30 protein-coding genes are annotated in these 26695 nt (G+C 59.5%); 19 read left to right on the top strand and 11 right to left on the bottom strand.

The features are described from left to right. Positions 1-3 precede the first annotated feature (3 nt). Positions 4-810 (bottom strand): undecaprenyl-diphosphate phosphatase, encoded by an 807-nt coding sequence (locus NIM86_RS05375; protein WP_253379785.1) that lies wholly within the window; start codon positions 808-810, stop codon positions 4-6. A 152-nt stretch (positions 811-962) separates the two neighbouring features. Between NIM86_RS05375 and NIM86_RS05370 the strand changes: the two genes are divergently transcribed. The 4 genes from NIM86_RS05370 (at position 963) to NIM86_RS05355 (ending at position 4902) form a co-directional block, all read left to right on the top strand. Further along, on the top strand, positions 963-1655 hold the full coding sequence (locus tag NIM86_RS05370; RefSeq protein ID WP_253379783.1) for a glutathione S-transferase family protein: 693 nt from the start codon (positions 963-965) through the stop codon (positions 1653-1655). Next, entirely contained in the window at positions 1636-2829 is a 1194-nt protein-coding gene (queG, locus tag NIM86_RS05365) for a tRNA epoxyqueuosine(34) reductase QueG (protein WP_253379781.1), read from the top strand. Before NIM86_RS05370 ends, queG begins: the two co-directional genes overlap by 20 nt. Further along, the gene (locus NIM86_RS05360) at positions 2826-3728 is read left to right on the top strand and encodes an NAD-dependent epimerase/dehydratase family protein (protein WP_253379779.1); all 903 of its coding nucleotides are present in this window, start codon (positions 2826-2828) and stop codon (positions 3726-3728) included. Before queG ends, NIM86_RS05360 begins: the two co-directional genes overlap by 4 nt. 283 nt (positions 3729-4011) lie before the next feature. Continuing rightward, positions 4012-4902 carry a LysR substrate-binding domain-containing protein gene (locus NIM86_RS05355; protein WP_253379777.1) on the top strand — a complete coding sequence of 297 codons (891 nt, stop codon included), beginning with the start codon at positions 4012-4014 and terminating at the stop codon, positions 4900-4902. Positions 4903-4909: 7 nt separating this feature from the next. On the opposite strand, the gene NIM86_RS05350 is transcribed toward NIM86_RS05355, so the two are convergent. From NIM86_RS05350 to NIM86_RS05335, 4 genes are all read right to left on the bottom strand, one after another. Next, positions 4910-7012, bottom strand: coding sequence for a bifunctional diguanylate cyclase/phosphodiesterase (locus NIM86_RS05350; RefSeq protein ID WP_253379775.1), 2103 nt, complete (start codon positions 7010-7012; stop codon positions 4910-4912). 157 nt (positions 7013-7169) lie between these two features. Further along, positions 7170-7664 (bottom strand): ferritin-like domain-containing protein, encoded by a 495-nt coding sequence (locus NIM86_RS05345; RefSeq protein ID WP_253379774.1) that lies wholly within the window; start codon positions 7662-7664, stop codon positions 7170-7172. 139 nt (positions 7665-7803) lie between these two features. Next, entirely contained in the window at positions 7804-8460 is a 657-nt protein-coding gene (locus NIM86_RS05340) for a peroxiredoxin (protein WP_253379772.1), read from the bottom strand. Between the two features lie 156 nt (positions 8461-8616). Beyond that, entirely contained in the window at positions 8617-10212 is a 1596-nt protein-coding gene (locus NIM86_RS05335) for a peptide chain release factor 3 (RefSeq protein ID WP_253379770.1), read from the bottom strand. A gap of 184 nt (positions 10213-10396) precedes the next feature. Between NIM86_RS05335 and NIM86_RS05330 the strand changes: the two genes are divergently transcribed. The 12 genes from NIM86_RS05330 (at position 10397) to NIM86_RS05275 (ending at position 17859) form a co-directional block, all read left to right on the top strand. Further along, positions 10397-10981 carry a TetR/AcrR family transcriptional regulator gene (locus NIM86_RS05330; protein ID WP_253379768.1) on the top strand — a complete coding sequence of 195 codons (585 nt, stop codon included), beginning with the start codon at positions 10397-10399 and terminating at the stop codon, positions 10979-10981. Continuing rightward, positions 10978-11436 (top strand): SRPBCC family protein, encoded by a 459-nt coding sequence (locus NIM86_RS05325; protein ID WP_253379766.1) that lies wholly within the window; start codon positions 10978-10980, stop codon positions 11434-11436. Before NIM86_RS05330 ends, NIM86_RS05325 begins: the two co-directional genes overlap by 4 nt. Positions 11437-11466: 30 nt before the next feature. Beyond that, positions 11467-11814 carry a DUF1428 family protein gene (locus NIM86_RS05320; protein WP_253379765.1) on the top strand — a complete coding sequence of 116 codons (348 nt, stop codon included), beginning with the start codon at positions 11467-11469 and terminating at the stop codon, positions 11812-11814. 10 nt (positions 11815-11824) lie between these two features. Next, complete coding sequence (locus tag NIM86_RS05315) at positions 11825-12316, top strand: VOC family protein (RefSeq protein WP_253379763.1); 492 nt, start codon at positions 11825-11827, stop codon at positions 12314-12316. Between the two features lie 43 nt (positions 12317-12359). Beyond that, positions 12360-13109 carry a DUF899 family protein gene (locus NIM86_RS05310; protein ID WP_253379761.1) on the top strand — a complete coding sequence of 250 codons (750 nt, stop codon included), beginning with the start codon at positions 12360-12362 and terminating at the stop codon, positions 13107-13109. Further along, the gene (locus NIM86_RS05305) at positions 13081-13500 is read left to right on the top strand and encodes a VOC family protein (RefSeq protein ID WP_253379759.1); all 420 of its coding nucleotides are present in this window, start codon (positions 13081-13083) and stop codon (positions 13498-13500) included. Before NIM86_RS05310 ends, NIM86_RS05305 begins: the two co-directional genes overlap by 29 nt. A 27-nt stretch (positions 13501-13527) precedes the next feature. Next, complete coding sequence (locus NIM86_RS05300) at positions 13528-14067, top strand: GyrI-like domain-containing protein (protein ID WP_253379757.1); 540 nt, start codon at positions 13528-13530, stop codon at positions 14065-14067. Positions 14068-14110: 43 nt separating this feature from the next. Beyond that, entirely contained in the window at positions 14111-14746 is a 636-nt protein-coding gene (locus tag NIM86_RS05295; RefSeq protein ID WP_253379755.1) for a hypothetical protein, read from the top strand. A 75-nt stretch (positions 14747-14821) separates the two neighbouring features. After that, entirely contained in the window at positions 14822-15424 is a 603-nt protein-coding gene (gene pncA / locus NIM86_RS05290) for a bifunctional nicotinamidase/pyrazinamidase (protein WP_253379753.1), read from the top strand. Between the two features lie 13 nt (positions 15425-15437). After that, the gene (gene pncB / locus NIM86_RS05285) at positions 15438-16748 is read left to right on the top strand and encodes a nicotinate phosphoribosyltransferase (protein WP_253379751.1); all 1311 of its coding nucleotides are present in this window, start codon (positions 15438-15440) and stop codon (positions 16746-16748) included. Then, on the top strand, positions 16748-17209 hold the full coding sequence (dut, locus tag NIM86_RS05280) for a dUTP diphosphatase (RefSeq protein ID WP_253379749.1): 462 nt from the start codon (positions 16748-16750) through the stop codon (positions 17207-17209). Before pncB ends, dut begins: the two co-directional genes overlap by 1 nt. Positions 17210-17301: 92 nt before the next feature. Continuing rightward, positions 17302-17859, top strand: coding sequence for a DJ-1/PfpI family protein (locus NIM86_RS05275; RefSeq protein WP_253379747.1), 558 nt, complete (start codon positions 17302-17304; stop codon positions 17857-17859). Here NIM86_RS05275 and mbfA read toward each other — a convergent pair. Next, complete coding sequence (gene mbfA, locus NIM86_RS05270) at positions 17856-18839, bottom strand: iron exporter MbfA (RefSeq protein ID WP_253379745.1); 984 nt, start codon at positions 18837-18839, stop codon at positions 17856-17858. The two genes, NIM86_RS05275 and mbfA, sit on opposite strands and share 4 nt — an antisense overlap. 141 nt (positions 18840-18980) lie before the next feature. On the opposite strand from mbfA, the gene NIM86_RS05265 reads away from it, so the two are divergent. Then, positions 18981-20072 carry a phosphatase PAP2 family protein gene (locus NIM86_RS05265; protein ID WP_253379743.1) on the top strand — a complete coding sequence of 364 codons (1092 nt, stop codon included), beginning with the start codon at positions 18981-18983 and terminating at the stop codon, positions 20070-20072. Here NIM86_RS05265 and NIM86_RS05260 read toward each other — a convergent pair. From NIM86_RS05260 to NIM86_RS05250, 3 genes are read right to left on the bottom strand one after another with little or no spacing between them, the layout of a single operon-like run. Further along, a complete protein-coding gene (locus NIM86_RS05260) occupies positions 20045-21133 on the bottom strand; it encodes a 5-(carboxyamino)imidazole ribonucleotide synthase (RefSeq protein ID WP_253379741.1) in 1089 nt (362 codons plus the stop codon). The genes NIM86_RS05265 and NIM86_RS05260 overlap by 28 nt on opposite strands. Continuing rightward, complete coding sequence (gene purE, locus NIM86_RS05255; RefSeq protein WP_253379740.1) at positions 21130-21645, bottom strand: 5-(carboxyamino)imidazole ribonucleotide mutase; 516 nt, start codon at positions 21643-21645, stop codon at positions 21130-21132. Before purE ends, NIM86_RS05260 begins: the two co-directional genes overlap by 4 nt. Positions 21646-21679: 34 nt before the next feature. Then, on the bottom strand, positions 21680-21883 hold the full coding sequence (locus NIM86_RS05250; protein WP_253379739.1) for a YdcH family protein: 204 nt from the start codon (positions 21881-21883) through the stop codon (positions 21680-21682). A gap of 158 nt (positions 21884-22041) precedes the next feature. Here NIM86_RS05250 and NIM86_RS05245 point away from each other — a divergent pair, with 158 nt between their 5' ends. Together NIM86_RS05245 and NIM86_RS05240 are read left to right on the top strand one after the other, a co-directional pair. Next, positions 22042-22266 carry a YdcH family protein gene (locus NIM86_RS05245; RefSeq protein ID WP_371872836.1) on the top strand — a complete coding sequence of 75 codons (225 nt, stop codon included), beginning with the start codon at positions 22042-22044 and terminating at the stop codon, positions 22264-22266. Positions 22267-22426: 160 nt separating this feature from the next. After that, entirely contained in the window at positions 22427-23431 is a 1005-nt protein-coding gene (locus tag NIM86_RS05240; protein ID WP_253379737.1) for an NAD(P)H-quinone oxidoreductase, read from the top strand. A gap of 12 nt (positions 23432-23443) precedes the next feature. Here NIM86_RS05240 and NIM86_RS05235 read toward each other — a convergent pair whose 3' ends face one another. Both NIM86_RS05235 and NIM86_RS05230 read right to left on the bottom strand, forming a co-directional pair. Next, entirely contained in the window at positions 23444-26038 is a 2595-nt protein-coding gene (locus NIM86_RS05235; protein ID WP_253379736.1) for an HWE histidine kinase domain-containing protein, read from the bottom strand. Next, on the bottom strand, positions 26035-26661 hold the full coding sequence (locus tag NIM86_RS05230; protein WP_253379735.1) for a biliverdin-producing heme oxygenase: 627 nt from the start codon (positions 26659-26661) through the stop codon (positions 26035-26037). The genes NIM86_RS05235 and NIM86_RS05230 overlap by 4 nt, the downstream gene beginning before the upstream one ends. Positions 26662-26695: the final 34 nt, after the last annotated feature.

Below are 26695 nucleotides of genomic sequence, written 5' to 3'. Positions count from 1 at the left end.
AGTTTATCCGACCAGCAATAGTCCGGCCAGCCCGGCCGCGCCGACCACGATGCGCCACCAGCCGAACAGGCCGTAACCGTAGCGGCTGACATAGGCGAGGAGCGCTTTGACGACGAGCGCCGCGACAATGAAGGCGGCGACAAAGCCGACCGCGATGATGGTCGTATCCGCTCCCGACAGCACGTCGCGATTCTTGAAAAGATCGTAGGCCACCGCGCCGGTCATCGTCGGCATTGCGAGAAAAAAGCTGAATTCCGCAGCGCTTCTCTTGTCGGTCCCGAGAAGCAGCGCCCCCACAATGGTCGAGCCGGACCGGGACGTGCCGGGGATCATGGCCAGGCACTGAAAAAAGCCGATCACAAGGCAGAGCCACAGCGGATAATCCATAACGTCGTGATAGCGCGGCGCTTTGACGAGGCGATCAACGAACAGAAGCACCACACCGCCCACGATCAGCGCCACACAGATCACCATCGGCGTTTCGAACAGAACCGTCTTGATGAAATCATGAGCCAGAACGCCGATCACCGCCGCAGGCAAGAACGCCAGAAGAATGCCGAGAACGAAATGTCGCGAACGCTCGCTGCTGGGAAGCGTCACTGCAAGGTTCAGCAGCCGGCTGAAATATAGCATCACGATGGCCAAAATCGCGCCGAGCTGAATGACGATTTCAAAGACCTTGCCGGTCGATTCGAAGCCCATGAAATGGCCGGCGAGCAAGATATGGCCCGTCGAGGACACTGGCAGAAATTCGGTCAGCCCTTCAAGAATGCCCAGAACCAGTGCTTCCAGAATTGTCTGTTCGCCCACCTTGGAGTGTCCTTCACCCGTTGCTAATTCTTGTGCGCTTAACTGATTGCCTCTATAGCCGGAACACCCGATGGCCAATCGAATCGCACCTTGGAATACCCCTTTAACGGTGCCGGATAATGATTGCCATGCGTAGCCTTGATGCGTGAGCGATGCTGACCCTTTTTCACTATCCCATGAATGCGGGCAGCCGCTTTACCCGCCTGACACTGGCCGAATATGCGGTGCCTTTCACGCTGATCGAGGAATTGCCCTGGGTCCGCCGACGGGAGTTCCTGCAGCTCAACCCGGCCGGCACCGTTCCCGTTCTGCTCGCTGAAGCCGACCAACCGGTAGCGGGCACGATCCCGATTCTTGAATATCTCGACGAGACGCGCGGCAGCATGGCGCGCGAGAAACGTTTGATGCCTGAAGAGGTTTTCGACCGGGCAGAGGCGCGTCGCTTAACCTTGTGGTATCTGGAAAAATGCGAGAACGAGGTGACGCGTCATATGGTGCGCGAACGCGTGACGCGCCCGCTAATGCCGACGGAGAAAGGCGGCGGCTCACCCGATGCCGGGGCGCTTCGTGCCGCGCGCAGCAACATCAAACAGCATCTCAAATACACAAATTATCTGGCCGGCAACCGGGACTGGCTGGCGGGCGACAAACTGTCCATCGCCGATCTGGCCGCTGGAGCCACTCTCTCCATCCTCGACTATCTCGGCGAACTGGACTGGTCGGGCCATGATGCGGCGCGCGAATGGTACGCTCGTGTAAAGAGCCGTCCCTCCTTCCGGCCATTGCTGCAGGAGCGGGTGCGCGGATTGCCGCCCTCTGCCCATTATGCGGACCCCGACTTCTAGCGGACCAGAACGAGCCGAAAAGCTTGGCGCCTTTTTGAAAAAAGAGGCGACGGCGCTGGGGTTCGACGGTGTGGCGATAACTGCGCCGGACGCGATTCCGGATGCTGCTGGAAGGTTGGCCCACTTCGTTTCCGAGGGTCGTCACGGGACGATGGGATGGATGGCTGAAACAGCCGGACGCCGGGGACGGCCCACATCCCTTTGGCCGGATGTGCGTTCGGTCATCATGCTCAGTGTCAATTACGGGCCTGATCACGATCCGCTACCGCTCCTGACGCGGACGGACCGGGCCAACATCTCCGTTTATGCACGCCACCGCGATTACCACGATCTCATCAAGGGCAGGCTCAAGACGCTGGCTTCCAAATTGCTGGCGCGGGCCAGGCAAATGAATGCCGAAGATCGCAGCGAGGTGAAGGTTTTCGTCGATACCGCGCCGCTAATGGAAAAGCCGCTTGCCGAAGCAGCGGGGCTTGGCTGGCAGGGAAAACACACCAATCTGGTCAGCCGGACGCACGGCTCCTGGCTCTTTCTCGGTGCGATCCTGACGACGCTGGATTTGCCGATGGACGAAGCGGAGGCGGATCATTGCGGATCGTGCCGCGCCTGTCTCAATATCTGTCCGACAGATGCATTCCCCGCGCCCTACCAACTCGATGCAAGGCGTTGCATCTCCTACCTGACCATCGAGCATGACGGCCCCATTCCAATGGAGTTCCGTCAGAAAATGGGCAACCGCATTTATGGCTGCGACGATTGCCTCGCTATCTGCCCTTGGAACAAATTCGCCAGCGAAACGAAGGAAGCCAAGCTCGCCGCCCGGCACGATCTGACCGCGCCGCCCCTTGCCGATTTCCTCGGCATGGATGATGCGCACTTCAGAACCTTCTTTTCCGGCTCGCCGGTCAAACGGATCGGGCGCGACCGTTTTGTCCGAAATGCGCTGATCGCGGCCGGCAATAGTGACCATGAACCGCTCGTGCCGCTGGTCGTCGACCTGTTGGACGATCCTTCGCCCCAGATTCGGGCCATGGCGGTCTGGGCTTTGTCGCGACTGGACCGCGATCGTCTCTCGTGTCATCAGGGCCGCGCTGACGCGGAAAGAGACGATGACGTGCGGGCCGAATGGCGCAATGCCTTTCCGCAAAACAGGACAGGGACTGGCGGGGCGTGAAACTTTTCTTCTTTGGTGCGGGCTACAGCGCACGTGCCGTTGCGACGGCACTCGCATCCGATGCTGACTGGATCGGCGGCACTTCCCGCTCCGATGCGCAATTGCAGACCCTTGGCGAATTTGGCATCGAACCGTTTCGCTTCGCTGGCCGCGATGACGACATCTCCTCGCTCCCGCTTTCCGATGTGACGCATCTGTTGGTATCGATCGCTCCGGATCGGGAAGGCGATCCGGTGCTCGATGCAGCGAGCGAGATTATCAGGCGCAATATGCCGGCCTTGCGATGGATCGGCTATTTCTCGACCATAGGCGTCTATGGCGACGCCGAGGGTGGATGGATCGACGAGGACACCAGGCGTCTCGCCACCAAGAAACGTGGTCATGAACGCATCGCTGCCGAAGATGCCTGGCTGGCGCTCGGAGAAGAGCGCGGCATTCCCGTCGCAATCCTTCGCCTTGCCGGCATCTACGGCCCGGGCCGCAACCAGATGGTCAAGATCACGGAAGGCAAAGCGCGCCGGATCGTAAAGCCGGGGCAGGTTTTCAACCGTATCCATGTGGATGACATCGCCGGAGCAACGGCGCATTTGCTGAGGCGGAGAGCGAGGGGCGTCTGGAATTTGACCGACGATGAGCCCGCGCCGCCGCAGGATGTCATCGAATACGCGGCAACGCTGATGGGCGTCGAGCCGCCGCCGGCTATCGATTTCGCCACTGCCGATCTGTCACCGATGGCGCGCAGCTTCTATGGCGACAACAAGCGTGTCAGCAACGCGAAGCTTCGACAGGCCGGCTACAGCTTCCGGTTTCCGGATTATCGCAGCGCACTCGATCACCTTTGGCGCTCTGGAAACTGGCGCGGCCGTGGCACTCTGGATGCGCCGAGGTCGATGAGCTGATTTCGGCGAGCGGCATGAACTCGCTTTCGTCCAGAGCGCGCAAATCCGCCCATGGGCCTAGAGGAAGATCCGCAAGTTGGTCAGACGTCATGCCCATCAGGGCAGGGTGGAACAATGGGTTCATCGGCTCGCTTGGAAGACGTGAAGGCATCCAGAATTTCTTGATCAGATTGCGGATCATGACATGCCGCCTCATACATAAAACAGCGATAGACCCTTTAATGCGACCGGGAAGCGGGTCTTTTCAATGGAATTTATGTCGAGCACCGTATAGAAAAACTATATGAATGAGCTCGCTCGTATTCATCTCAATGCCCTGCGCGCCGCCGAGACGGTTGGGCGGACCGGGTCGCTAAAAAGCGCCGCTGCCGAAATCGGCGTCACTCCGGGCGCCGTCAGCCAACATCTCATCGGTCTGGAAAGGCAGCTGGGGCGTCGGTTGTTCGAACGATCCGCCAATGGAATGCAGCCGACGCCCTTTGGTGCGCGATTGCTGCCGCAGTTGACCGAGGGCTTCAGCCAACTCGATCAGGCCTTGGCCGCAGCGCGGCGGCGCGATGATTCCGTTCTCACCATATCCGTGGCGCCGAATTTCGCATCGAAATGGCTGGTGCCTCGTCTTGCGCAATTTTCACGCCTTCACTCCGATATTCGCGTGCGCGTGGAGGCGACGACTATTCTCGTCGATCTCAATGCGTCCGATGTCGATCTGGCGATCCGGGTGGGCAACGGTGATTATCCTGGCGCGGCATCCACCTTTCTGGCGCCGCAACAGGTCTTTCCGGTCTGCTCGCCGGAATACGCCAAAATGCTGAAAGAACCTGCCGATCTGAAGTCGGTGCCGATCCTTCGGGATGTGAACTCCGTCATTCCGTGGCAAATCTGGCTGGACCAATTCGGCATGAAGGAGAAAGATTTGCCTGAAGGATACACCTTCACCGATGGCGCTCTTTGCCTGGAGGCGGCGATAGCGGGTCAGGGCGTGATGCTGGCCTGGCAATTCCTGGCGCAGGATTCGATCGCGGCGGGTCGGCTTGTCGCACCATTTCCGGGCTGGCAGCCGACCGGCCTGGCTTACTGGCTGCTACGCTCGGAGAGGCGGCGACCGAATGCGGCGATGAGCGTGTTTTCAGCCTGGCTGCAAACGGAAATCGAAACCTCGTTCCCGGCGTAAAGTGACGTCAGGCAACCCCTCGAATTGGCGGGGCCTCGATATCGGAACGGTCGGTCGCCTCGTCGTCCGCAGGTGAGACAGCCTCTTCCTTCGCGCCGAGCCGTTTATTCAGTTGAGTTAGTCCCATCGGTTTGCCGAAGAAGAAGCCCTGCAGTTCCTCGCAGCCTTCACCGCGCAGGAAATCGATATGTTCTTCGGTTTCGACACCCTCCGCCAGAATGGGGATGTTGAGAGCCTTGCCGAGAATGAGCGTGGCGCGGACAATCGCGGCGGAATGATCGTTGGTCGGCAGATCGGAGATGAACGAGCGGTCGATCTTGATCTTGTCGAACGGAAAATTGTGAAGTGTCGAAAGCGATGAATAGCCGGTGCCGTAATCATCCATCGCAATCCGCACGCCGAAACCTTTGAGCTGGCGAATGATGTGGAGAGCATGCTGCTGATCGGCGATGATACTGCCCTCGGTGATTTCCAGTTCGAGCCGCTCCGGCGCAAGCCCGCTATCGAGCAGTGCTTCGTGAACGGTCCGGATGAAATCGCCACTGAGCAATTGCTTTGGGGCCACATTGACCGCGAGACGAATTGGGTTCGGCCAGCCGGCAGCATCCTTGCAAGCCCGGCGCAGCACCATTTCGCCGATCTTTGTGATGAGACCGGAATCTTCGCTGATCGGTATGAATTCCGATGGCGGCACCATCCCGCGGACGGGATGGCGCCAGCGCAGCAGCGCTTCGGCACCCACCACCTTCTCGCTCACAGTATCGTTCTGTAGCTGATAGTGGATCTCGAACTCGTCATTCTCGATGGCGTTCTGAAGATCCATGGCAAGGGCCGAGCGCGACCGGTTTGTCTCTTCCATTCCCTGCTGGTAGCGCTCGATCCGGTTCTTTCCCTTGTCCTTAGCTTCATACATCGCCAAATCGGCGCGATCGAGCAATTGATCGGACGTCTGGCCGTCCTCAGGATAGCGCGCGACGCCGATACTGACGCCGACGGAAAGCTGGTGTCCTTTCCATGGCACCGGCTTGCGGGTCTCGGCGAGTATTTTTTCTGCGGTGTAGCTGACGATCGCTTTTCGCCAGACCGGCCCGACCACGGCAAGAAATTCGTCGCCGCCGAAGCGGCCGATCATGATGTTTTCGTTCTGCAGATTGCCCAGGCGGTCGGCAATGACACGCAGAACCTCGTCGCCGGCTGTATGGCCATGGACATCGTTGATCTCTTTGAACCGATCGAGATCGAGCGAAAGCACGGCAACCCAGCTATCCTCGTGTTCCACCTTTTTGAGCGTCGCATCCAGATGGTCCCGGATCTGGGGACGGTTGGGCAGGCCTGTCAGCGAATCGTGCATCGCCATATGGCGGTATCGCCGGTTGGTCTCTTCATTGTGCCGGCTGTCATTGAGATAGGCTCCACCGGTCGTCAGCAGGATGAGCGCCATCACGGCGATAATGACCTCGATCATGAGATAGGGCGAAAACGGCTCGACCGTGGCGAGCAGCGCCCAGTCTATGGCAAGGTCCAGACCGCCGATGCCTGCAAGATGAAGAAGCAGGATCGCCAGCGCAAAGGAGAGTGCGCCGCCGAAGCGGCAAAACTGGGTAATGGGACGCGCGATCCGGTTGGCGGTGATCGACCCGAAGGTGATCGCGGACAGAATGGAGAACGCGATCCAGCCCGGCTGCAGGGTGAGTTCGGCGCACAGGTTGAGACCTGCCATGCCGAGATAATGCATGGAGGCGATTCCAAGCCCGATAACCGCGCCACCGAATTCCACCCACCGGCTTTCTCCTGCGATGGCGACGATATGGGCGCCAAGCGCGGTTACGACGACGGCGATGATGAGAGATGAAGCGGTCAGTATGGGGTCGAAGCCGAGCAGCAAGTCCTGCCGCCAGGCCAAAATGGCAATGAAATGAGTGGTCCAGACAGTGCCACCGCCGATGAGGCCGGCGTAAAAGGTCCAGATAAGACGCTGCACGCCATCGGTTCGTCGGGCGCGTCCGAGAAGCTGGACAAAGAGCAAGGAACCCGCCGTGCAGATAAGCACCGCGATGAGCAGTGTCGGGATGTCATGATGAAGGATGAGAGACGATATTCGTTCGGTCATGACGGTGCGCCGATGGATCGTGCGAAAAGTGACATTTCGCCAGAATATCGCATTGGACCTTAAGAAAAGTTCTTCATCGTGAAGGGAAGATCGTTAACAAAACAAAAAGGCCGGCGATGTCGTCGCCGGCCTTAACCTCATAAAACAATCGTCGGTATCAGACGGCCGCCTTGTTGATGCCGCCCATGGCAAGATCGGTCATGTGCCGGTCGCCTTCATAGGTCTCGTTGAGGCAGTCCTGCAACTTTTCGGCTTCGTCATTGAGCTCCAGGCGACGCGCGAAAGCGACCAGGCAGCCATAGCCTGCGATCGCGTAGTGCGCCATGCGCTGATACTGCGTGATGATCATCGCGTCGCGGGCGTCCGGGTCGCTGATGTCTTCTTCGATACCATGGGAACGGGCTTCCTTGACGAGACCTTCCATGCCCTTGCAGTGCTCGCCCTTCGGATCTGCGCCGTGACCTTCGACGATCTTGCGCAGCACATCCATGCCGCTCTCGATGCCTTTCACGCCGGCTGCCAGCGCGTCCTTCAGTTCGGAATCGTTCGCCGCGCCCTTTAGTTCTTCAGTGGCTTTTTTGGATTGGTGACAGGCGCTGAAAATGTCCTGCAATTGATCGACATAAACGTCTTTTAGATTGGCAATGGCCATGAAAGAAACCTTCCTTTGATGTCTTCAAAATCGTCGTTGAACTAACACGCAAGGCGGTGGTCTCGTTCCATAGCGGGCAGCGAAAAGGCCGGTGCGTCATCGCACCGGCCTTTGCAGATTTCCTCGACTTCGCCGCTGCTCAGGCAGTGGGCTGCTTTGCCTTGCGAAGATAGGGCAGGACCGTCTCGAACTCGCCGAATTTGGTTTTGGCATCTTCGTCGGAAACGGTCGCTGGAATGATGACGTCGTCGCCGACATTCCAGTTCGCCGGTGTGGCGACCGTGTGCTTCGCGGCTGTCTGCAGGCCATCGAGTGCGCGCAGAACTTCTGCGAAGTTGCGACCGACATTCATCGGATAGGTCATCGACAGTTTCAGTTTTTTATCCGGCCCGATGATATAGACGGTGCGGACCGTCGCCGTGTCGTTCGGCGTGCGACCATCCGGCAGATAGGCTTCGGCCGGAAGCATATCGAAGGCTTTGGCAACCTTCAGATCGGTATCGGCGACGATGGGGAAACCGGCTTTCGCGCCGCCGACCTTCTCAATATCGCCTTTCCATTTCACGTGATCGTCGGCGCTGTCGACGGAAACGCCGAGCACCTTCGTGCCGCGCTTCTCCCATTCGTCAGAGAGTTGGGCAACGGCGCCGAATTCTGTCGTGCAGACCGGGGTGAAATCCTTCGGATGGCTGAAGATGATGGCCCAGCTATCGCCGATCCAGTCATGCAGCTTGAATGTGCCCTGGTCGGTCTCGACCTCCAGGTTTTCAATCGTGTCGTTGATACGGAGGCTCATGGTAGCTCCTTTGGAAATTGCGGTTGTCGAAAAGATATAGGGTGCGAGCATTCCCGATTTAGGGATTCGCTTGGCAATTAGTAGCCGTGATGAGGCATCGATTTCGCCTTGTCGCTACCGGCGCGCAATATGTTGCCGCGTTGTCCAGTAGCAGGTTCACGCAGCTTTTTTGGTGCCGATCTGGTAGTCCTTCACAGTTGCAAATTCGATCTTCGGCCAGCGCTCGGCCTCGTAATTCAGCGAGAAGGCGTTCGGCGCCATATAGACCGGATCGCCATCGAGATCGCGCGTCATTTCGCCGCGATGGGCGTCCATGAAGTCACGCAATTCCTGCGGGCTCGGCGCGGAAATCCAGCGCGCGACGGCGAAGCGGGCCGGCTCGAAACCGACCGGAAGCGAATATTCCTGGCTGAGCCGTTCGGCCAGCACATCGATCTGCAGCGCGCCGACAACGCCGACAATGGCGGGCGAACCATCCTCCGGCGTGAAGAGCTGAACGACGCCTTCCTCCGCCATCTGCGCTAGCGCCTCCTTCAGCTTCTTGGCCTTCATCGCATCTTTCAGCGACACGCGGCGCAGGATTTCCGGCGCGAAATTGGGCACGCCGCGAAAAACGATATCCTCCCCATCGGTCAGCGTATCGCCAATGCGCAACGTGCCGTGGTTCGGAATGCCGACCACGTCGCCCGCATAGGCTTCTTCCGCAAGGTGCCGCTGCGAGGCGAAGAAGAATTGCGGCGCGGAGAGCGGCATCGCCTTGCCGGTCCGCACGAGCTTCGCCTTCATGCCCCGCGCCAGCGTACCGGAGCAGACGCGGACGAAGGCGATGCGGTCGCGATGGTTCGGGTCCATATTGGCCTGAATCTTGAAGACGAAGGCGCTCATGCCCTTCTCGGTTGCTTCGACATGACGGTTTTCCGCTTCCTGCGCGCGTGGGGCAGGGGCGTAATCCATCAGCGCGTGGATCAGATCGCGTACGCCGTAATTCTTCAGCGCCGAGCCGAAGAAGACCGGCGTCAGATGACCTTCGCGAAACGCCTGCATATCGAAGGGCCGGCAGGCTTCGGCTGCCAGTTCGACGCCCTCGACGAAGCCTTCCTGCTCGTTCTCCGGCAACATCCCCGCGGCGGCGTCCGCCTGCGGGCCGTTGACCTTGGTGCGATCCTTCTCGGCATCGCCGTGGCGGACGGCGCTTTCGGAGAGGTGATAGGTGCCGCAAAAGCTTTTGCCCTGACCGATCGGCCAGGTGATGGGTGCGGTATCGAGCGCCAGCTTCTCCTCGATCTCGTCGAGGATCTCGAAATTGTCGCGCGCCTCGCGGTCCATCTTGTTGACGAAGGTGATGATCGGGATGTCGCGCAGCCGGCAGACCTCGAACAGCTTCAGCGTGCGCGGCTCGATGCCCTTGGCCGCATCGATCACCATGATGGCGGAATCGACAGCGGTCAGCGTGCGGTAGGTGTCGTCGGCGAAGTCTTCGTGACCGGGCGTATCCAGCAGGTTGAAGACATGGTCCTCATATTCGAAGGTCATCACTGAGGTGACGACCGAGATGCCGCGCTCCTTCTCGATCTTCATCCAGTCGGAACGACTGCTCTGGCGGTTCTTCTTGGCTTTCACCTCACCGGCAAGCTGGATCGCGCCGCCGAACAGCAGCAGTTTTTCGGTCAGCGTGGTTTTGCCCGCATCGGGGTGCGAGATGATGGCGAAGGTGCGCCGCCGCGCGACCTTGTCTTCCAATGTGTCGGCCATGAGATGGTTTCCACGTAAGCTTTGCCCGCCATGTGGCAAGCGACCGGGCCGAAGTCAACGCGGTAGAGACAGTCGCAGCCGCGCCTCATCTAAATCGGATTGCTTGACAAAGATACCAACCGGTCGGTATGTAATGAGTATGACTGAAATCAAACGTAGTTACAGGAAAGGTGAGGAGGCGAGGATGCGCATACTGGACGCCGCCATCGCTTCCGTGCGCGAGAAGGGGTACGCCGCGACACGTGTGGATGAGGTGGCCACCGCTGCCGGCGTCACCAAAGGTGGCTTTTTTCATCACTTTAAGAACAAGGAAGAGATGGCTGTCGCCGCTGCCGCGCGCTGGAGCGAGGTGACGGGCCAACTCTTCGAGGCCGCGCCGTATCATCTGCCGGACGATCCGCTTGATCGCGTACTCGCCTATATCGATTTTCGCCGTGAGATCATCGGCGGACAGACCGACGAATTCACCTGCTATGTCGGCACGCTGGCGCAGGAGGTGCACCTCTCCGCTCCGGCCATCCGCGAGGCGGCGCGCGCCTCGATTTTCGCCCATGCCGAGACTTACGAAGTGGATATCGACGCGGCGAAGGCGGAGCATTGCCCTGATGCCGACTGGAGCGCCGAAAGCCTTGCCCTCCACATTCAGGCGGTTCTGCAGGGCGCATTCATTATCGCAAAGGCCGATGGAGGGCCGGATCGCGCACGTGAAAGCGTCGATCATCTCAAGCGCTATGTTGAATTGCTATTCGAAAAGGACGACCGAAGATGACCGACCAGACGCTTTTCATCGAGCGGACACTTGATGCGCCGCGTCAAAAGCTATGGCGCTGCTGGACAGAACCGGACCTATTGAAACAGTGGTTCTGCCCAAAGCCTTGGTCTGTCGCCGAGGCCCAACTCGACATCCGACCCGGCGGCGTCTTCCAGGTCGTAATGCAAAGCCCTGAAGGCGAACGTCACGACAATCCCGGTCAGGTTCTCGACGTGGTCCCGCAAGAGAGGCTGGTGACGACCGACGCCTTCATCGGCGATTGGCAGCCGGGCGGCAAGCCGTTCCTCGTCTCCACCGTCACCTTCGCCGATGCGGGCGAAGGCAGGACAGCCTATCGCTGGGAAGCTCGCCATTGGAGCGAGGACGACCGAAGACAGCACGAGGAGATGGGGTTCGAGCAAGGATGGAACGCAGCAACCGATCAGCTCGAAGCGCTGGCGAAAACCATCTGAACGCTGCGGAACGAACAGGAGGAACACATCGTGCCATATATTGACGGGTTCGTCGCCCCAGTGCCGACGAAGAATAAGGACGCGTATCTGCAAGAGGCGCGCAAGGCCGCAGAAATCTTTCGCAAGCATGGCGCGATCGAGGTCGTGGAATGCTGGGAAGATAATGTACCGGAAGGCGAAACCACGTCCTTCACCCTCGCCACCAAGCGGCAGGATGATGAAAGCGTCATCTTCTCCTGGATCAAGTGGCCGGACAAGACGACGCGCGATGCGGCTTGGAAGACGATGATGGAAGACCCATCCATGCAGCCGAACGAAATGCCCTTCGATGGCAAGCGCATGTTCTGGGGCGGTTTTCAGCCCATTCTGGAAGCGTAGGGAGAACGCCATGTCTGACCCCAAGGTTCTGACCTGCCTCTGGTTCAATCACGATTTGGAAGAGGTGGCCGAGTTCTACGTTTCGCTCATGCCGGACAGCCATATCGACTCGATCGAGCGTGTACCGAAAGAGATACCGCAAGGCGTGCCACTCGAAACCGGCAAACCTATGCTGGTGCAACTGACGCTCGGCGGCGTTTCCTACCAACTCCTCAATGGAGGCGTTGATTTTCCGCATTCTGAGGCTGCTTCTCTGGTGGTTTACGCCGATGATCAGAACGAGCTCGACCGGCTATGGAGCGCTCTCATTGCCGATGGCGGCCGCGAGGTCGAATGCGGCTGGTGCGTCGACCGCTTCGGGCTGCGCTGGCAGGTGATACCGCGCCGGTTCATCGAACTGATGAACTCGTCGAACCCGGAAACAAAACAGCGCGTCCTGAACGCGGTCTGGCAGATGAAGAAAATCGAAATCGCGGACATTGAGGCCGCTGTCGCCGCTTAGGATATCGCGGCCGACGAGAGGTCGAGTGAAAGGGAGTGCCATTATGTCTCAAGGCCTGAAACCGGCTGCCGACATCGCCCATCGCAGAACACCGCAATTTTCTGGCGAAAGCGCGGAATATGCGACCGCCAGACAGGCGCTTCTCGCCGAGGAAATCGATTTTCGCCGGCACATGACCCGCCTGAGCGAACAGCGAATGGCGCTGCCTCCCGGCCCTGTCATAGAGAAGGACTATCGCTTCAGGACCGAGGGCGGAAAGGAAGTCGGCCTGAAAGATCTTTTCGGTGAGCACGATACGCTGGTCAGCTACTTCTGGATGTACGGTCCCGAACGCGAGCGGCCTTGCCCGATGTGCACGAACTGGCTCGGCGGGGTGGACGGCAATGCCAAGGATATCGAGCAGCGTGTCGCGCTGAAGATTTTCGGTCGCAGCCCCGTTGCCCGGCAGAAGGCATTTGCCGAAGAGCGTGGCTGGCGGGGTCTCGATTTCGTTCAAACCGTAGGTGACGATTACGCCAATGATCTCGGCCTGATTAATGATGACGGGAGCGAAAATCCGGCTCTGACCGTCTATCGGAAAGATGGCGACCGAGTGCGGCTGTTTCTGGGCCGCCGAAGTGCCGGAAGCCGATCCGCAGCAGGACCCTCGCACGGCGCCCGATATCGCTCCGCTTTGGTCGATCCTCGACCTTACGCCGGCCGGGCGCGGAACAGACTGGTATCCGAAACTGGAATATTGAACCTCACTTTCACGGAGCAAGACAATGCAGCCGACGATCTATCTCTACTTTGAAGGTAAGTGCGAAGAGGCCATGCGCTATTACGTCGATGTCTTCGGCGGTGAGGTGCTCGGCATTTTCCGCAATGGCGATTCGCCCGATCCTGAAAACCGGATGCCGGGTGGCGATGACCTGGTAATGAACATGGCCGTCCGCATCGGCGAAAGCGAGATGATGGCCTCCGATGCGCCCAAGGAGTGGTACAACAAGCCCCAGGGCTTCGACATCTCGATGCCTGCCTCTTCGATTGAAGAGGCGCAGCGCTGGTTTGAGGCGATCAGCGATGGCGGGACGGTGCGCATGGATCTCGAAGAGACCTTCTGGGCGGAGCGCTTTGCAATGGTGACGGACCGGTACGGCATCCACTGGATGATCAACTACACGGGCAACAAGGCTCCGAAATAACCGAATAACCGCCGGGAGAAGACAGTCATGCGCGACGTTCACGAAACCGCAGGGAGCGAAGCCATACTTTCGATCCCGTCGGTACAGTCATTCGATGCGATGGCCTATGTCGCGATTGCAGTGGAATGCGCGATGGCCGAGCTCCCGCAAAAAGCGCCGGAAGCTTTTCCTCGCCTGCACGAATGGTGTGCAGAAAAAGGAATCGAATTGGGTGAAGGCCTCTTCCGCTACATGCATTTCACTGCGGATGGCCGGACGCTGGTCCATGTCGCCAATCTCGTCGAAAAATCGGTTTCGGTGCCGGACGGCGGTGAAGTATTCGTCGGTGAGCTTCCCGCGGGCAACTACGCCGTCGCCAGCCATACCGGCCCCTACGATGTCCTCTACGACAGTACTGTCATGCTGGAGGGCTGGCTGCGCGGACGGCGCTTGGAAAAGGATGAGGCGCGGGCGGCTGATAAATTTGAGCCGGCCTGCCAGGTCGAAATCTATCGATCTGGACCTTGGCAGAATGTGGCGCCCTCCGAATGGCGAACGGAATTGCGGATGAAGCTCAGCGACGGTTGACTTCCTTGCCCGCTCCGCCTTGGCTTCAAGTCAGGAGAGGGCGATGGCTGAAAGCGATCCACGGCTGATGAATTATATGCGCCTGCGCCAGCTCGTGGGCTGGCTGGGCCTGCTCCTTCCTGTCGTCCTGATCGGTGGCGGTCTTTTTATCGACATGGCGTTTCGCCCGACATTGAGCAGCTATTACTATAGCGATCTGCGCGACGTCTTTGTCGGTACACTGTTCGCTATCGGCACGTTCCTTATCACCTATCGCTACGAACGTGCTGATGACATCGTGACGACAATTGCCGGGTTCGCGGCCTATGCGGTGGCGCTGTTTCCCACGTCGGCAGACGATTGCCTCGATTTCTGGAGTGCGGGTCTGCCGGCGCAAATCCACGTGATTGCCGCGGCGATCTTTCTCGGCGCCCTCGGCGTGATGAGCCTGTTTCTCTTCACCAGATCCGCTGGCGTAAAGACGCCCATGAAGCGGCGGCGCAACGGGGTTTATGTTGCCGCAGGGCTGACCATCTTTGTCTGCCTCGGTGTCATCGCCGACGAATTTACGACCGTCGAGCGATGCCCCGCCGAAGATTTGCCGGACCGCTTCGTGATCCTTGCAGCCGAGGCCGTGGCGGTCATCGCTTTCGGGCTGTCCTGGCTGGTGAAGGGCGAATTCATGTTGGGCGACCGGTAGGAGCACCTGCCTCTTTGCTCTTTTCTTGATTGCACGGCTCCACTAGACGTTTGTTTTGATGGGAAGGGCGCGCACATGAACGGCAAAACGGCACTGCTGGTCATCGACATGCAGAACGATTTCTGCGAGGGCGGCGCATTGGCCGTGGACGGCGCGACGTCCATCCTCTCCGTGGTCAACAGTCTCATCGCGGGGCACGATCACGTCATTCTCACGCAGGACTGGCATCCCGCTGGCCATTCCTCCTTCGCTAGCGAGCATCAGGGCAAGTCGCCCTTCGAGACCGTTGCGATGCCTTACGGCGAACAGACGCTGTGGCCCGACCATTGTCTTCAGGGTTCGCAGGGCGCGGAATTTCATCCGAGTTTGAAATGGACGAAGGCCGAAATGATCGTTCGCAAGGGCTTTCGACCTGAGATCGACAGCTACTCTGCTTTTCGCGAAAACGACCGGCAGACGCCGACCGGGCTTGCTGGCTATCTGCGCGAAAGGCAGATTGCCAATCTTGTCCTGTGTGGGCTGGCGTTCGATTATTGCGTCGCATGGTCCGCCCTCGATGCGCGCCGCTTCGGCTTTTCCGCCCGTGTGGTCGAGCAAGCGACGGCTGCGATCGATCTGGATGGATCGAAAGGGCGGATGCGGCAGGCGATGGAGGAGGCAGGCGTCACATTCGCCTGACCGGAGACAATCGATGACGACCCCGATCACCGACATCGCCAAGCGCGTTCACGACCATACCTGGAAGCTCGATCCGATCGTTCGTTCATTGTTGGATACGGATTTCTACAAGCTGCTCATGCTGCAGATGATCTGGAAGATGCATCGCGATCTTCCGGTCACGTTTTCGCTCATCAACCGGAAGCCGGAAATTCGCCTGGCCGATGAAATCGACGAGGCGGTTCTGCGCGAGCAACTCGATCATGCGCGCACTGTGATGCTGTCCAAGAAAGAGCGCATCTGGCTGGCGGGTAACACCTTCTACGGCAGGACGCAGATCTTTGAGCCGGATTTCCTGGAATGGTTCGCCGACTTCCGCTTGCCGGACTACGAGCTGGCTGTCCGTGACGGTCAGTTCGAACTCGCCTTTTCCGGCCCCTGGTGCGAAGTGACGATGTGGGAGATCCCCGCTCTCGCCATCCTCATGGAGCTACGCAGCCGCAAGGCGATGGCCGGAATGGGGCGGTTTCATCTGGACGTGCTTTACGCCCGCGCCAAGGCCCGTATGTGGGAAAAGACCGAACGGCTTCGGCAGCTGGAGAATTTGCGTATTTCCGATTTCGGCACCCGGCGCCGTCACTCCTATCTGTGGCAGCGCTGGTGCGTCGAAGCGCTGAAAGAGGGGATCGGCGAAAAATTCACCGGCACCTCCAATGTCAAGCTCGCCATGGATACGGATCTCGAAGCGGTCGGCACCAACGCCCATGAACTGCCGATGGTGTACGCGGCGCTGGCCCAGAGTGACGCCGAGCGTATTCTGTCACCCTATAAGGTGCTGGAAGACTGGAATACGCTTTATGGCGGCAATCTCCTGATCGTTCTTCCCGATGCTTTCGGCACCGAAAGCTTTCTGGAAAACGCGCCCGACTGGGTCGCTAATTGGACCGGCTTTCGTCCCGATAGTGCGCCACCCATCGAAGGCGGCGAGCGCATCATCGAATGGTGGCGGCAAAAGGGTGTCGATCCGAAAGATCGTATTCTGATCTTCTCCGACGGGCTGGATGTCGAGACAATCGAGAAAACCTACCGCCATTTCGATGGGCGTGTCCGCATGGCCTTTGGCTGGGGCACCAATCTGACCAATGATTTCGTCGGCATGGCGCCAACGGACAACGAGCGGCTGCGCGCGCTCAGCATCGTCATCAAGGTCACGGAAGCGGCGGGTCGCCCTGCGGTCAAGCTTTCCGACAATCCGAACAAGGCAACCGGCGATGCGGATGCGGTGTCGGAATACATTCGCCTGTTTGGGGATGAGTCACGGACCGAACAGCCGGTGCTGGTCTGATGGGGGAGAAACCGACGCTTGGCATTGTCCGCCTGCCCCATGGCGAAGGACTGGACTTGCCCGCCTATGCCACGGACGGAGCGGCGGGAATGGATGTCCGGGCTGCCGTAGCGGCAGAGAAACCGCTCACCCTGGCGCCGATGCAGCGCGCCGCTGTGCCGACCGGCTTTATTCTCGAAATCCCGGAAGGCTTCGAAGTGCAGGTGCGTCCGCGCTCCGGCCTTGCGCTGAAACAGGGTATTACCTGTCTCAACACGCCCGGAACCATCGACTGGGACTATCGCGGTGAAGTGAAGGTGCTTCTGGTCAATCTTGGAGCCGCAGACGTCGTCATAGAGCGCGGTATGCGGATCGCGCAGCTTGTCGTTTCGCCGGTCGTCCGGGCTGGTCTTGAAGAGCGCGACGAGGCGGCTGACACAGCGCGCGGTGCTGGAGGTTTTGGCTCTACCGGGTCGGTGTGATGCGATAATCGCCGCCGACTTTGTCCCGATTGGATAGAACGGAAGCGGGTTTGCGGCGTTTCTCCCGATATTCGAACGGGAAGGGACGCCCAATGAAACTGAATGCTTGCCGTATAGGCATCTTAACAACGGACGGTTTCGACGCGATCGCGCTCGACGCCATTCGTGACGAATTGCGCTTGGAAGGCGCGGAGGTCCGACTGCTTTCGCTTGCCGAACGCCGGATCAAAGGTTGGTCGCAAGATGGATGGGACAGCGATGAGCATGTCGATATGGTGCTCGACGAGGTCGTGCGCACCGATTTCGACATGCTCGTCATCCCGCCGGGACTGATCGCTGTCGATGCGTTGAAAGGCGAACGCTTCGCTATCAATTTCCTGAAGCGCTTCCATGCAGGCGGACGGATCGTGGCAGCCAGTGGACACGCGCCGATCCTCCTAAGTGAGGCGGGACTAGCGCGGGGTTTGACGGCTACCGGCGCCAAGTCCATACGCACCGACTTGCGCAATGCCGGGGCGTTTGTTCGGGAGAACGGGCCGCGATGCGATCGGCGTATCGTCACAGCGGCCAGCAATCGCGAACTACCCGACTTCGTGGCGGCGATGACGGATCAGTTTCTTGCGCAGGAACGCCAACTGGAGACAGTCTAGGCCGTCCCGATCAGCATACCGGCGGCGAAGACAAGCGCGCCGCCGAGAACGACCTGAAACAGCGCCCGGCTCCATGGTGTTTCCATGTAGCGGCGCTGGATCCAGGCGATGACGAACAATTCGATCACGACGATGACGATCGCCGTGATCGTCGCTGTCCAGAAATGCGGTATGAGATAGGGTAGCGCGTGGCCGAGGCCGCCCACGGTGGTCATGATGCCGGTCGCAAAACCGCGCTTGATGGGCGAACCACGACCTGAAATCACGCCATCGTCACTGGCGACTTCCGTGAAACCCATAGAAATGCCGGCGCCGACCGATGCGGCCAGACCGACCAGAAAGGTCTGCCATGTATCCTGCGTCGCAAAGGCAGCGGCGAATATCGGCGCGAGTGTCGACACCGATCCGTCCATCAGGCCGGCCAGTCCGGGCTGGATATAGGTGAGTATGAACTGTCGGCGTTCAGCCTTGTCCTCGTCCTCCCGCGCCTCCGGTCCGAGATGTTGTTCGGCCAGTTCTTCGGCGCGGTGTTCGTGGCGCGCTTCCGCCGCGGCCAGATCGCCTAGCAGTTTACGGATATCGGCGTCTGATGCGCGCTGCGCCGCATGTTCGTAGAAACGCTGGGCCTGTCGCTCCATATCGGCAGCCTGCGCACGGACTTTATCCAGCCCGAGCGGGCGAACAAGCCAATCGGGTTTGCGGTGATAAAACCCCGATACGTGCTCGCGGCGGATGAGAGGGACAGCGTCGCCAAACTTGGCTTTGTGAAGGTCGATCAGCCGGCGACGGTGTTCGTCTTCCTCCTCCGCCATTTTCTCGAAAACGATAGCGCTCGATGGGAAGTCCGCGCGCAGACCATCCGCATAATTGCGATAAATCCGCCCGTCATCCTCCTCTGAGGAAATGGCGAGAGCCAGGATTTCCTGCTCGGAGAGACTGTCGAACCGGCGTCGAGACCCGCCGAATATGCGCTCTATCATCGATCGACTTCCGCTTTGCCGCCTTTTCGCATGTGTAGGCCTGCGATGGTCCGTCAAGGCAAAAGCGGCGTCTTTACGGAACGGCAAGGACACTCGGCGATAGTGAACCCGTCACGCGCTTAGAAAAAAGAAACGAGGCCGATGAGCCTTCTCGCCGATAGTCCCAAAACCATCCGTCACGATAGCGCTCTTAGGCGTTCGGTCCTCCCGCCGGGCGAGGGGCTGCTTTTTGGCATTGCTCTCGCGACAGCGGCAATCGGTCAGGCGATTGGCATTCTCTCGGGCCGGCGCACGGATATGGGTGTTGTCACCTCCGTACTCGGCGATTTGGCATCACTCGGAGTGTTCGTTCTCGCGGGCGCCAGTCTGGCCCTCTTTATCGGTGCTGCGCGGCGGCGGAGCAAAACACCGGCTCGCGATATTCTGACGGCGCTATTCGGTTTTCTGTTCGATGGCGCTCGTTTCCTGCGCTTTGCGCGGACTGCGGCGATTTTCATTTTCTTCGCCATCGGCTTTGGCGAGCTTAAGGGACTGGCCGCATGGGGCGGTTTCGCATGGGACGAGAGCCTCATGCATCTGGACCGCTGGTTGCATTTCGGCCGTCTTCCGCATGAATGGCTGCGCGTTTTCTACGACTGGCCGCTAGCGGTTCAGATCGTCAATTTCGTCTACAATCTCTGGTACTTTGTCATGATCGGCGCGTTTCTGGCGATCGGTATCGGATGGGGCTCACAGGAGGACCGCTTTCGTTTCCTTCTTGCCTTCATGACGAGCTGGCTTGTCGGTGGGGTTTTGATCGCCTCGATCTTCTCATCGGCCGGTCCATGCTTCTATGGCCGTCTCGACTTCGGCGGCGAGTACTCGCTTTTGATGGCCCGGCTCGGCGTGGTCGATCTGACCCACGCTCTCTATGCGCTCTCGACCCAGGATATGCTTTGGGAGAGCTATGCCGAGGGCAGCAGTGCATCCTCCATCAGCGCTTTTCCATCCCTGCATGTCGCAACGGCAACGTTGATAGCGCTTCTTGGCTGGCGGAAAGGTTGGCTGGGACGGGTGGCCGGCACCGCTTTTATGGCCATGATCCTTTTCGGATCTGTTCTTCTCGGCTGGCACTACGCGGTTGATGGCTATGCCGGCATCGCCATTGCACTGGGTGCTTGGAAATTCGCAGGTATGCTGTCCGGCCGACTTATGGCAGGCAAAGGCTATGAGCCGGAGCGGGCAGACAGATAGGTGACATGGCCCATTTTTCGTCTGGGCCTGGCTTGGCGCTTGCCGTAATGATGCACCACCGCATCGGCCTTTTGGGCGATGGCAGGAAGGGCCGCGATCTCGTCTCCGATGAGGTTCTCCATCACGCAATCGCTGTGGCGGGCCGTGCTGCCTAGGGGTAGGCCCACAATGGCGCGGATATGCTGTTCGAACTGGTTAATGGCGCAGGCGGCCTCGGTCCAGTGCCCGGAATTGTGAACGCGCGGAGCGATCTCGTTGACCAGTAGCTCGTCATTGCCTGTTACGAAGAATTCGATCCCCAGAACGCCGACATAATCGAGTGCGTCGACGATGAGCCGCGCTGCATCACGCGCTTTCGCCTCGATAGAGGAAGCTGCGCCGCATGGGACGGTCGAGCGCCGAAGAATGCCCTCCGAATGCTCATTTCGGGCAGGGTCGTAAAGGGCGATCTGCCCGTCTTGGCCACGCGCGGCGATGATCGAAATCTCGCAGGCGAAATCGATAAAGCCTTCCATAATCAGCGGCACACCGCCCATTTCGTCGAAAATGGCAGTCTCTTCCGCCGGCGCATCACCGTTGAAAACATGCTGGCCCTTGCCGTCATAGCCCATGCGCCGGGTTTTCAGCACGCCCTTTCCGCCAAACTGTTTCAGTGCGTCGGCAATATCGGCATCGTTGTTGACGGCGAGAAAAGGCGCTGTGCCGATGCCGGTCTCATTGATGAAGCGCTTTTCAGCAAGGCGGTCCTGGCTGCAGGAGAGAGCCTTGGCTGGCGGATAGACCGGGACGCTCCCGGTCAGCCGTTCCACCGTTTCGATCGGCACGTTCTCGAACTCGTAAGTGACGACATCGGCCTTCTCTGCAAGCATCGCCAGGGCATCTGCATCGTCATAAGCGGCGTCGATATGATCGACGCATACATCGCGCGCCGGACAACCGCCTTTTTCCAGTACGATGCAGCCATAACCGAGCCGCGCGGCAGCCATGGTCAGCATTCGTCCGAGCTGGCCGCCACCAATGATGCCGATGGTCGATCCGGGCGAAAGGGGAGTGTCGGTCATGCGTCGTCGCTTGGCTTTTCAGCAACCGCATCGGTCCTTGCCTTGCGCCAGCCGTCGAGTCGCTCCGCAACGCCGTCGTCAGAAACGGAAAGGATGGAAGCGGCAAGAAGCGCGGCGTTGGATGCGCCGGCTTTGCCGATCGCCAGGGTTCCGACGGGAATGCCGGCCGGCATTTGCACGATCGAGAGTAAGGAATCCTGACCCGACAAGGCGGCCGACTGAACCGGCACGCCAAGGACGGGAAGGCTTGTCCACGCCGCTACCATGCCCGGCAGATGGGCTGCGCCGCCAGCGCCGGCGATAATGACACGGAACCCGTCCTGCCGCGCCGAACGCGCGAAGTCCCGCATGCGGTCGGGTGTCCGATGCGCAGAAACGATCCTGGCATCGTAGGCGATGGCGAGCTCATCGAGAATGGCGGCAGCGTGCTTCATGGTCGGCCAGTCCGACTGGCTGCCCATGATGATCGCGACCTTCGGCTGCGCCGAGGCTTCCGTCGCGGATGCGCTCATATCGATGATCCTGTCCTTATCGTACCGTTAACGCTCAGGCGATGATGTCGGGGAGAGTGCCGTCTTCCAACTGGCTTATCTTGTCCTTGAGCACCAGTTTTTTCTTTTTCATGCGCTGAATCCGCAAGGCATCGCAACCGGTCTGCATCATTGCGCCGATGGCGACGTCGTAATCGGCGTGTTCCTGTTTGAGACGGGCAAGTTGGAGGCGCAGCTCAGCCTGCTCCTGATCGGACATAAGGGATATTCCTTTAAGCGACAATTGCCTGAAATACAGGCAGTTTCCCTATCACATTCACAGTCTCTTTGAAATGCTACCACTCAGCATTCGACAGGAATCGATCCATGCGGCACACTGTCCTTTGAAGGCGCGTTGGCGCCGCCCTATTTTGAGGGATGTGGCCACCGTGTGCTTCGATAATAGAAACGAACGGAGGAATGCTAATGTCTCTAGAGTCTCATCTCGCCCAGCTTCAGCGCAAGCATGGTGATCTGGATCAGCAGATCGAGAGTTTGCAGGTAGCTCCGGCTAAAGATGACCTTGAAATTGCCCGGCTGAAGCGAAAGAAACTCGCTCTCAAAGACGAGATCATGCGTCTGTCTCCGCCAGTTCACCATTAGTTCGTATTCGTAACGAGTCTATAACGACGGTATTTTCGAACCTCGCATGCAAGGGCGGATCGGCGACGATCCGCCCTTTCGCGTTTGCCGCCCTTCCTCCGCTCTTTCCAAGCCGTCATCCCGAACCAGATGATAGGCGAGTGATAATGGGAGGATTGAAATGGCTGACCTGCCGCAAGACATGGCTGCCGTCGAAATAACCGAGCCTGGCGGCCCGGATGTATTGCAGCCGGTTCGCCGGCCTTTGCCGACATTGCGCGCTGACGAGGTGCTGCTGGCCGTCGAGGCGGCTGGCGTCAACCGGCCGGATGTCTTTCAGCGTAAGGGCCTTTATCCGCCGCCAGAAGATGCGTCGGACCTTCCTGGCCTCGAAGTGTCCGGCAGGGTTGCCAAACTGGGTGACGACGTCACCGGATTAAATGTGGGCGATGTCGTTTGTGCGCTGACGCCGGGTGGCGGCTATGCCGAATATGTCGCGGTTCCCGCCGGCCACTGCCTGCCCGTGCCAAGCGGCCTTTCCATGACCGAAGGCGCGGCGCTTCCTGAAACCGTCTTCACCGTCTGGCACAATGTCTTCCAGCGTGGCGCCCTCAAGGAAGGCGAGACCTTTCTAGTGCATGGCGGCACGAGCGGCATCGGCACCATCGCCATTCAATTGGCCAAGGCCCTCGGCGCTCGCCCCTTTGCGACGGCTGGAAGCCCGGAAAAGTGCCGGGCGGCGGAAGAATTGGGTGCGGAGAAATGCGTCGACTACAAGCAAGAGGATTTCGTCGATGTGCTGCGTGACATGACCGGCGGAAAAGGTGTCGACCTGATCCTCGACATGGTCGGCGGAGACTACGCCCCACGCAATCACAGGCTGGCGGCACTGGACGGGCGAATCGTTCAGATCGCGACGCTTGGCGGCCCCAAACAGGAGGTCGACCTTTCGGTCATTATGCGAAAGCGTCTGACCCATACCGGCTCGACTCTGCGTCCGCGCTCTAACGCGTTCAAGACCGCACTGGCTGAGGAATTGCGTCAAAAGGTCTGGCCATTGATCGAGGATGGCAAGGTCAGGCCGCTGATCGACAAGACATTTCCGCTAGCCGACGCCGCCGGGGCGCATCGCCACATGGAGAGCAGCGATCACATCGGCAAAATCGTCCTGACAGTATCGTCCTAGCAGCCCACCGGGCTAGTCCGATTGCGCCTGCTTCGTTTCGATCACGTCGCGGATAAAGCCATGGATCGAATCCCGGTCGTAAGGCTTGGCAATGCAGCAGCGCTTTCCGAGGTTTTTGGGCACGGTCAGCTCTTCGCCGTATCCGGTGGCGAAACCGAAGGGAATGCCTCGCTCGGCCAGTATCTCAGCGATTGGAAAGCTGGTCGCCGATCCGAGATTGACGTCGAGAATGGCAAAGTCCAGCTCCGATCCTCCGGCAATTGCCTTTCCGTCCGAAAGATTGGCCGCGACATCGACGCTTTCCGCGCCATTGGCAAGCAGAATATCTTCCAGCTCCATCGCGAGGATGAGATTGTCCTCCGCTACCAGAAAACGCTTTGGCAACGGATCGCTATCGCTGGAGGGTTTTCTCTTGTTGCTTCGGGACGGCGAAGGCCGCGCCTCGTCCTTTGGACGCGCTACATGACGGGCCGGCAAGGTGAAGGCGGCATGTAACCCCGACAACTCATAGTCGATCGACGCCTTGCCTTTCAGTTCGTAGGGAATAGATCGTTCGACGATGGTCGAGCCGAAGCCGCGTCGCTTGGGCGCCTGTACGGCCGGGCCGCCCCTTTCCAGCCAATCGATGGTGAACGTCCCGTCGTTCTCCCAGGAGGTCTTGACCTTGACATAGCCGGCCGATGCCGACAGCGCGCCGTATTTCGCGCTGTTTGTCGTCAATTCGTGGACAACCAGAGCAAGCGTCGCAAAGGCCTGCGGCTCAAGTAAACAGTCTTCGCCCTCAAGACGGATACGCTCATGGCCGTCACCGAGATAGCTTGCCGCTTCGATCTCTATCATCCTCTGAAGAGAGGCTGCGGTCCAGTTGTGCTGGGTGATCTGATCGTGCGCTCGCGCGAGAGACTGAATGCGCGTGTCGAGAATTTCGATATAGTCGTTTAACGACAGGTCCGTACCGCGGCTCTGGCTGATAATGCCCTTGACCAGCGACAAGATGTTCCGGACCCGGTGATTGAGCTCGGCGATCAGCAGTTCCTGGCGCTCCTGCGCGATCTTTCGCTCGCGCGCAACTTCATCGGTCAAGCGCAGCACCACTTCCAGCATGACCATGCGCAATTGCTCGGCGATCCGAAGATGCGCGCTGCGCCAGATTTCGCTATGGCCGCGTTGTTCGTCCTGCCACGCTTCGAAACTCTTGCGAGGGGTCAAACGAATGCCGTTCGGCCCCACCTCGACGGGCTTCTCGGGATTGCCAGCCCATGTGACTTCCTTGAGAACCTCTCGCCGGAAGAAGATGATATAGTCTCGCGGCCGGCGGCTGATCGGTATAGCAAGCATTCCGGCCACCCGGTCCGAGAAGGACTTGGCCTCAGGGAACAGGCCGCTCATATGGCTGGAGGCAAAAATCTTGCTTGCCGCGCTCCTGTTGAGAAAGCGGATGATCTGATCGAGTTCGATGTCGGTCGGCGACTCGCCAAAGGTCTGGCGGTTCTGGTCGATGACGATCGCGAAGCCCTGCGCGTCGAGAAGGCTCGAAAACCGTTCCAATGTCGGTGAAATGCCTGCAATCGGGTCTTCATCGGGCGAGACGGTCGCCGAAAAACTATTCGTCAGCCGCTGGACTTCCTTGTCGGCCTTCCGTTCATCATGATTGAGGCGGCTGGCCAGCATCATCGAAAACAGTTCGCCGAACATCTCGGCGACGCCACGCTTGATGTGATCGATGACGAGCGGCGCTTCATGGTGGCAGGCGAACAGTCCCCACAGCTTGCCATTGATGATGATGGACACGCTCATCGATGCCTGAACGCCCATATTGCGCAGATATTCCAGATGGATCGGCGAGACGCTGCGCAACACCGACGATGAAAGGTCGATCGGTTGGCCATCGGTTCCGCGCGGCGGATGAATCGCAACGCCGTCCTCCCCAACATCGGCAATAAGCCGAAGCGTCTGTTTGAGGTAAAGCGCACGCGCCTGTTGCGGGATGTCGGTCGCCGGATATCGCAGTCCGAGAAACGGTTCGAGCCGGCTTTGCCGCGCTTCGGCGATGACTTCGCCTGACCCGTCGGGCAGAAACTGATAGACCATCACCCGGTCGAAGCCCGACATGAACTGAAGATAACGTGCGCCGTCCCGCGCCAGTCCTTCCACGGTATCGTGGCGCGCCAGTCGTGGCAGGGCGCCGCGAACGAGGAGGAGTTCTTCTTCGCTGGATTCGTCCAGGCGCGCCGGTTCGAATTCCATGACCGTCGTGGCGCTGTCATCCGTCACATGGATCGATACGTCGAAAAGACGGTCGCTATCGTCGATCGAGACATTGCGCAGACGTTCGCGTCCGTCCGAATTGCTGATCGTCTGCAGTCGGTTGCGGATGGCGTGGAGAGACCGTTGCGGCAGGAAATTCTTCAGCGGTTCGCCGACCATTGCATCCGCGTTGAACGACAGGAACTCGTCGACATTCAGCGAAACGTGGCTGACCACCCAATCGGCCGAGGCGGCAACAAGAAAGCCGAAGGGCTGGATCCGGCCAAGAAGGTGGATCGGCTCCCGGTCGCAATTGGTCAGATCGACCTGCGTTTTCTCGGCATCGAAAAATTCGTTCATACGTCAGTCCCGGCACTTCCCTCGACGCCAGACACCCTCGCTGCCTGTTCGTAAACGGCAAAGATGTGGCGTGCGGCGTGGATGGCAACGTCGTGCGATATGCCATTTTTATCGGCGTCGTCCAGTGCGGCGACGAAGCTCGGCCATAGCTTTTCGGATTCGCCATGGCGCAGAAATCGCGTCGGAAATCTTCGGTCGCCTTCCGGAACGGAACGCACGAGAAGTTTGGCGCCCATTCGGGAGCCCTCCAGCACATAGGTCGCGCCGAAACGCGCAGCCCTCGATGACAGGTCAGGGAGGTCGGGCGGCGATGCCATGAGACAAGGCGGCGAGCCGGGCAGTTCGGCAAGATCGGCAGCGAGCGCGTCTCGCCGCTGCCGCATCGGCCAGTCGGGAAGGTCCGCGGCAATCCCTTCCGCTTCGAGTGCCCGTTCGATGGCGGGCAGGACCGCTTCATGGATGCGCAGAAAAGCGGCGTAGTTCGACGCGTCATCGAGCCGGTATTGGCTCATGACCGTGTCGAGCGCTTCATGGGCCTCCCGCGTCTCCTCGCGCAGGCCGTGGCGCAGCGAACGGGCCGCAGACGGGCGTGATGCCGCCGGAGATGGGGAGAGATGCGTCATGAAAACCGTTTCTGTCTGGACTGTCGTCGCAATC

Origin of the sequence: Notoacmeibacter sp. MSK16QG-6, from assembly GCF_024158145.1 — a bacterium.
Taxonomy (GTDB): Bacteria; Pseudomonadota; Alphaproteobacteria; order Rhizobiales; family Rhizobiaceae; genus Notoacmeibacter.
This window is presented reverse-complemented; position numbering and strand designations above follow the sequence as displayed.

Coding starts and splice junctions, on each gene's coding strand:
- NIM86_RS05370 (WP_253379783.1), top strand. CDS start 963: ATGCTGACCCTTTTTCACTATCCCATGAATGCGGGCAGCCGCTTTACC.
- queG (WP_253379781.1), top strand. CDS start 1,636: ATGCGGACCCCGACTTCTAGCGGACCAGAACGAGCCGAAAAGCTTGGC.
- NIM86_RS05355 (WP_253379777.1), top strand. CDS start 4,012: ATGAATGAGCTCGCTCGTATTCATCTCAATGCCCTGCGCGCCGCCGAG.
- NIM86_RS05350 (WP_253379775.1), bottom strand. CDS start 7,012: ATGACCGAACGAATATCGTCTCTCATCCTTCATCATGACATCCCGACA.
- NIM86_RS05345 (WP_253379774.1), bottom strand. CDS start 7,664: ATGGCCATTGCCAATCTAAAAGACGTTTATGTCGATCAATTGCAGGAC.
- NIM86_RS05340 (WP_253379772.1), bottom strand. CDS start 8,460: ATGAGCCTCCGTATCAACGACACGATTGAAAACCTGGAGGTCGAGACC.
- NIM86_RS05335 (WP_253379770.1), bottom strand. CDS start 10,212: ATGGCCGACACATTGGAAGACAAGGTCGCGCGGCGGCGCACCTTCGCC.
- NIM86_RS05330 (WP_253379768.1), top strand. CDS start 10,397: ATGCGCATACTGGACGCCGCCATCGCTTCCGTGCGCGAGAAGGGGTAC.
- NIM86_RS05325 (WP_253379766.1), top strand. CDS start 10,978: ATGACCGACCAGACGCTTTTCATCGAGCGGACACTTGATGCGCCGCGT.
- NIM86_RS05315 (WP_253379763.1), top strand. CDS start 11,825: ATGTCTGACCCCAAGGTTCTGACCTGCCTCTGGTTCAATCACGATTTG.
- NIM86_RS05310 (WP_253379761.1), top strand. CDS start 12,360: ATGTCTCAAGGCCTGAAACCGGCTGCCGACATCGCCCATCGCAGAACA.
- NIM86_RS05305 (WP_253379759.1), top strand. CDS start 13,081: ATGCAGCCGACGATCTATCTCTACTTTGAAGGTAAGTGCGAAGAGGCC.
- NIM86_RS05300 (WP_253379757.1), top strand. CDS start 13,528: ATGCGCGACGTTCACGAAACCGCAGGGAGCGAAGCCATACTTTCGATC.
- NIM86_RS05295 (WP_253379755.1), top strand. CDS start 14,111: ATGGCTGAAAGCGATCCACGGCTGATGAATTATATGCGCCTGCGCCAG.
- pncA (WP_253379753.1), top strand. CDS start 14,822: ATGAACGGCAAAACGGCACTGCTGGTCATCGACATGCAGAACGATTTC.
- pncB (WP_253379751.1), top strand. CDS start 15,438: ATGACGACCCCGATCACCGACATCGCCAAGCGCGTTCACGACCATACC.
- dut (WP_253379749.1), top strand. CDS start 16,748: ATGGGGGAGAAACCGACGCTTGGCATTGTCCGCCTGCCCCATGGCGAA.
- NIM86_RS05275 (WP_253379747.1), top strand. CDS start 17,302: ATGAAACTGAATGCTTGCCGTATAGGCATCTTAACAACGGACGGTTTC.
- mbfA (WP_253379745.1), bottom strand. CDS start 18,839: ATGATAGAGCGCATATTCGGCGGGTCTCGACGCCGGTTCGACAGTCTC.
- NIM86_RS05265 (WP_253379743.1), top strand. CDS start 18,981: ATGAGCCTTCTCGCCGATAGTCCCAAAACCATCCGTCACGATAGCGCT.
- NIM86_RS05260 (WP_253379741.1), bottom strand. CDS start 21,133: ATGACCGACACTCCCCTTTCGCCCGGATCGACCATCGGCATCATTGGT.
- purE (WP_253379740.1), bottom strand. CDS start 21,645: ATGAGCGCATCCGCGACGGAAGCCTCGGCGCAGCCGAAGGTCGCGATC.
- NIM86_RS05250 (WP_253379739.1), bottom strand. CDS start 21,883: ATGTCCGATCAGGAGCAGGCTGAGCTGCGCCTCCAACTTGCCCGTCTC.
- NIM86_RS05245 (WP_371872836.1), top strand. CDS start 22,042: ATGTGGCCACCGTGTGCTTCGATAATAGAAACGAACGGAGGAATGCTA.
- NIM86_RS05240 (WP_253379737.1), top strand. CDS start 22,427: ATGGCTGACCTGCCGCAAGACATGGCTGCCGTCGAAATAACCGAGCCT.
- NIM86_RS05235 (WP_253379736.1), bottom strand. CDS start 26,038: ATGAACGAATTTTTCGATGCCGAGAAAACGCAGGTCGATCTGACCAAT.
- NIM86_RS05230 (WP_253379735.1), bottom strand. CDS start 26,661: ATGACGCATCTCTCCCCATCTCCGGCGGCATCACGCCCGTCTGCGGCC.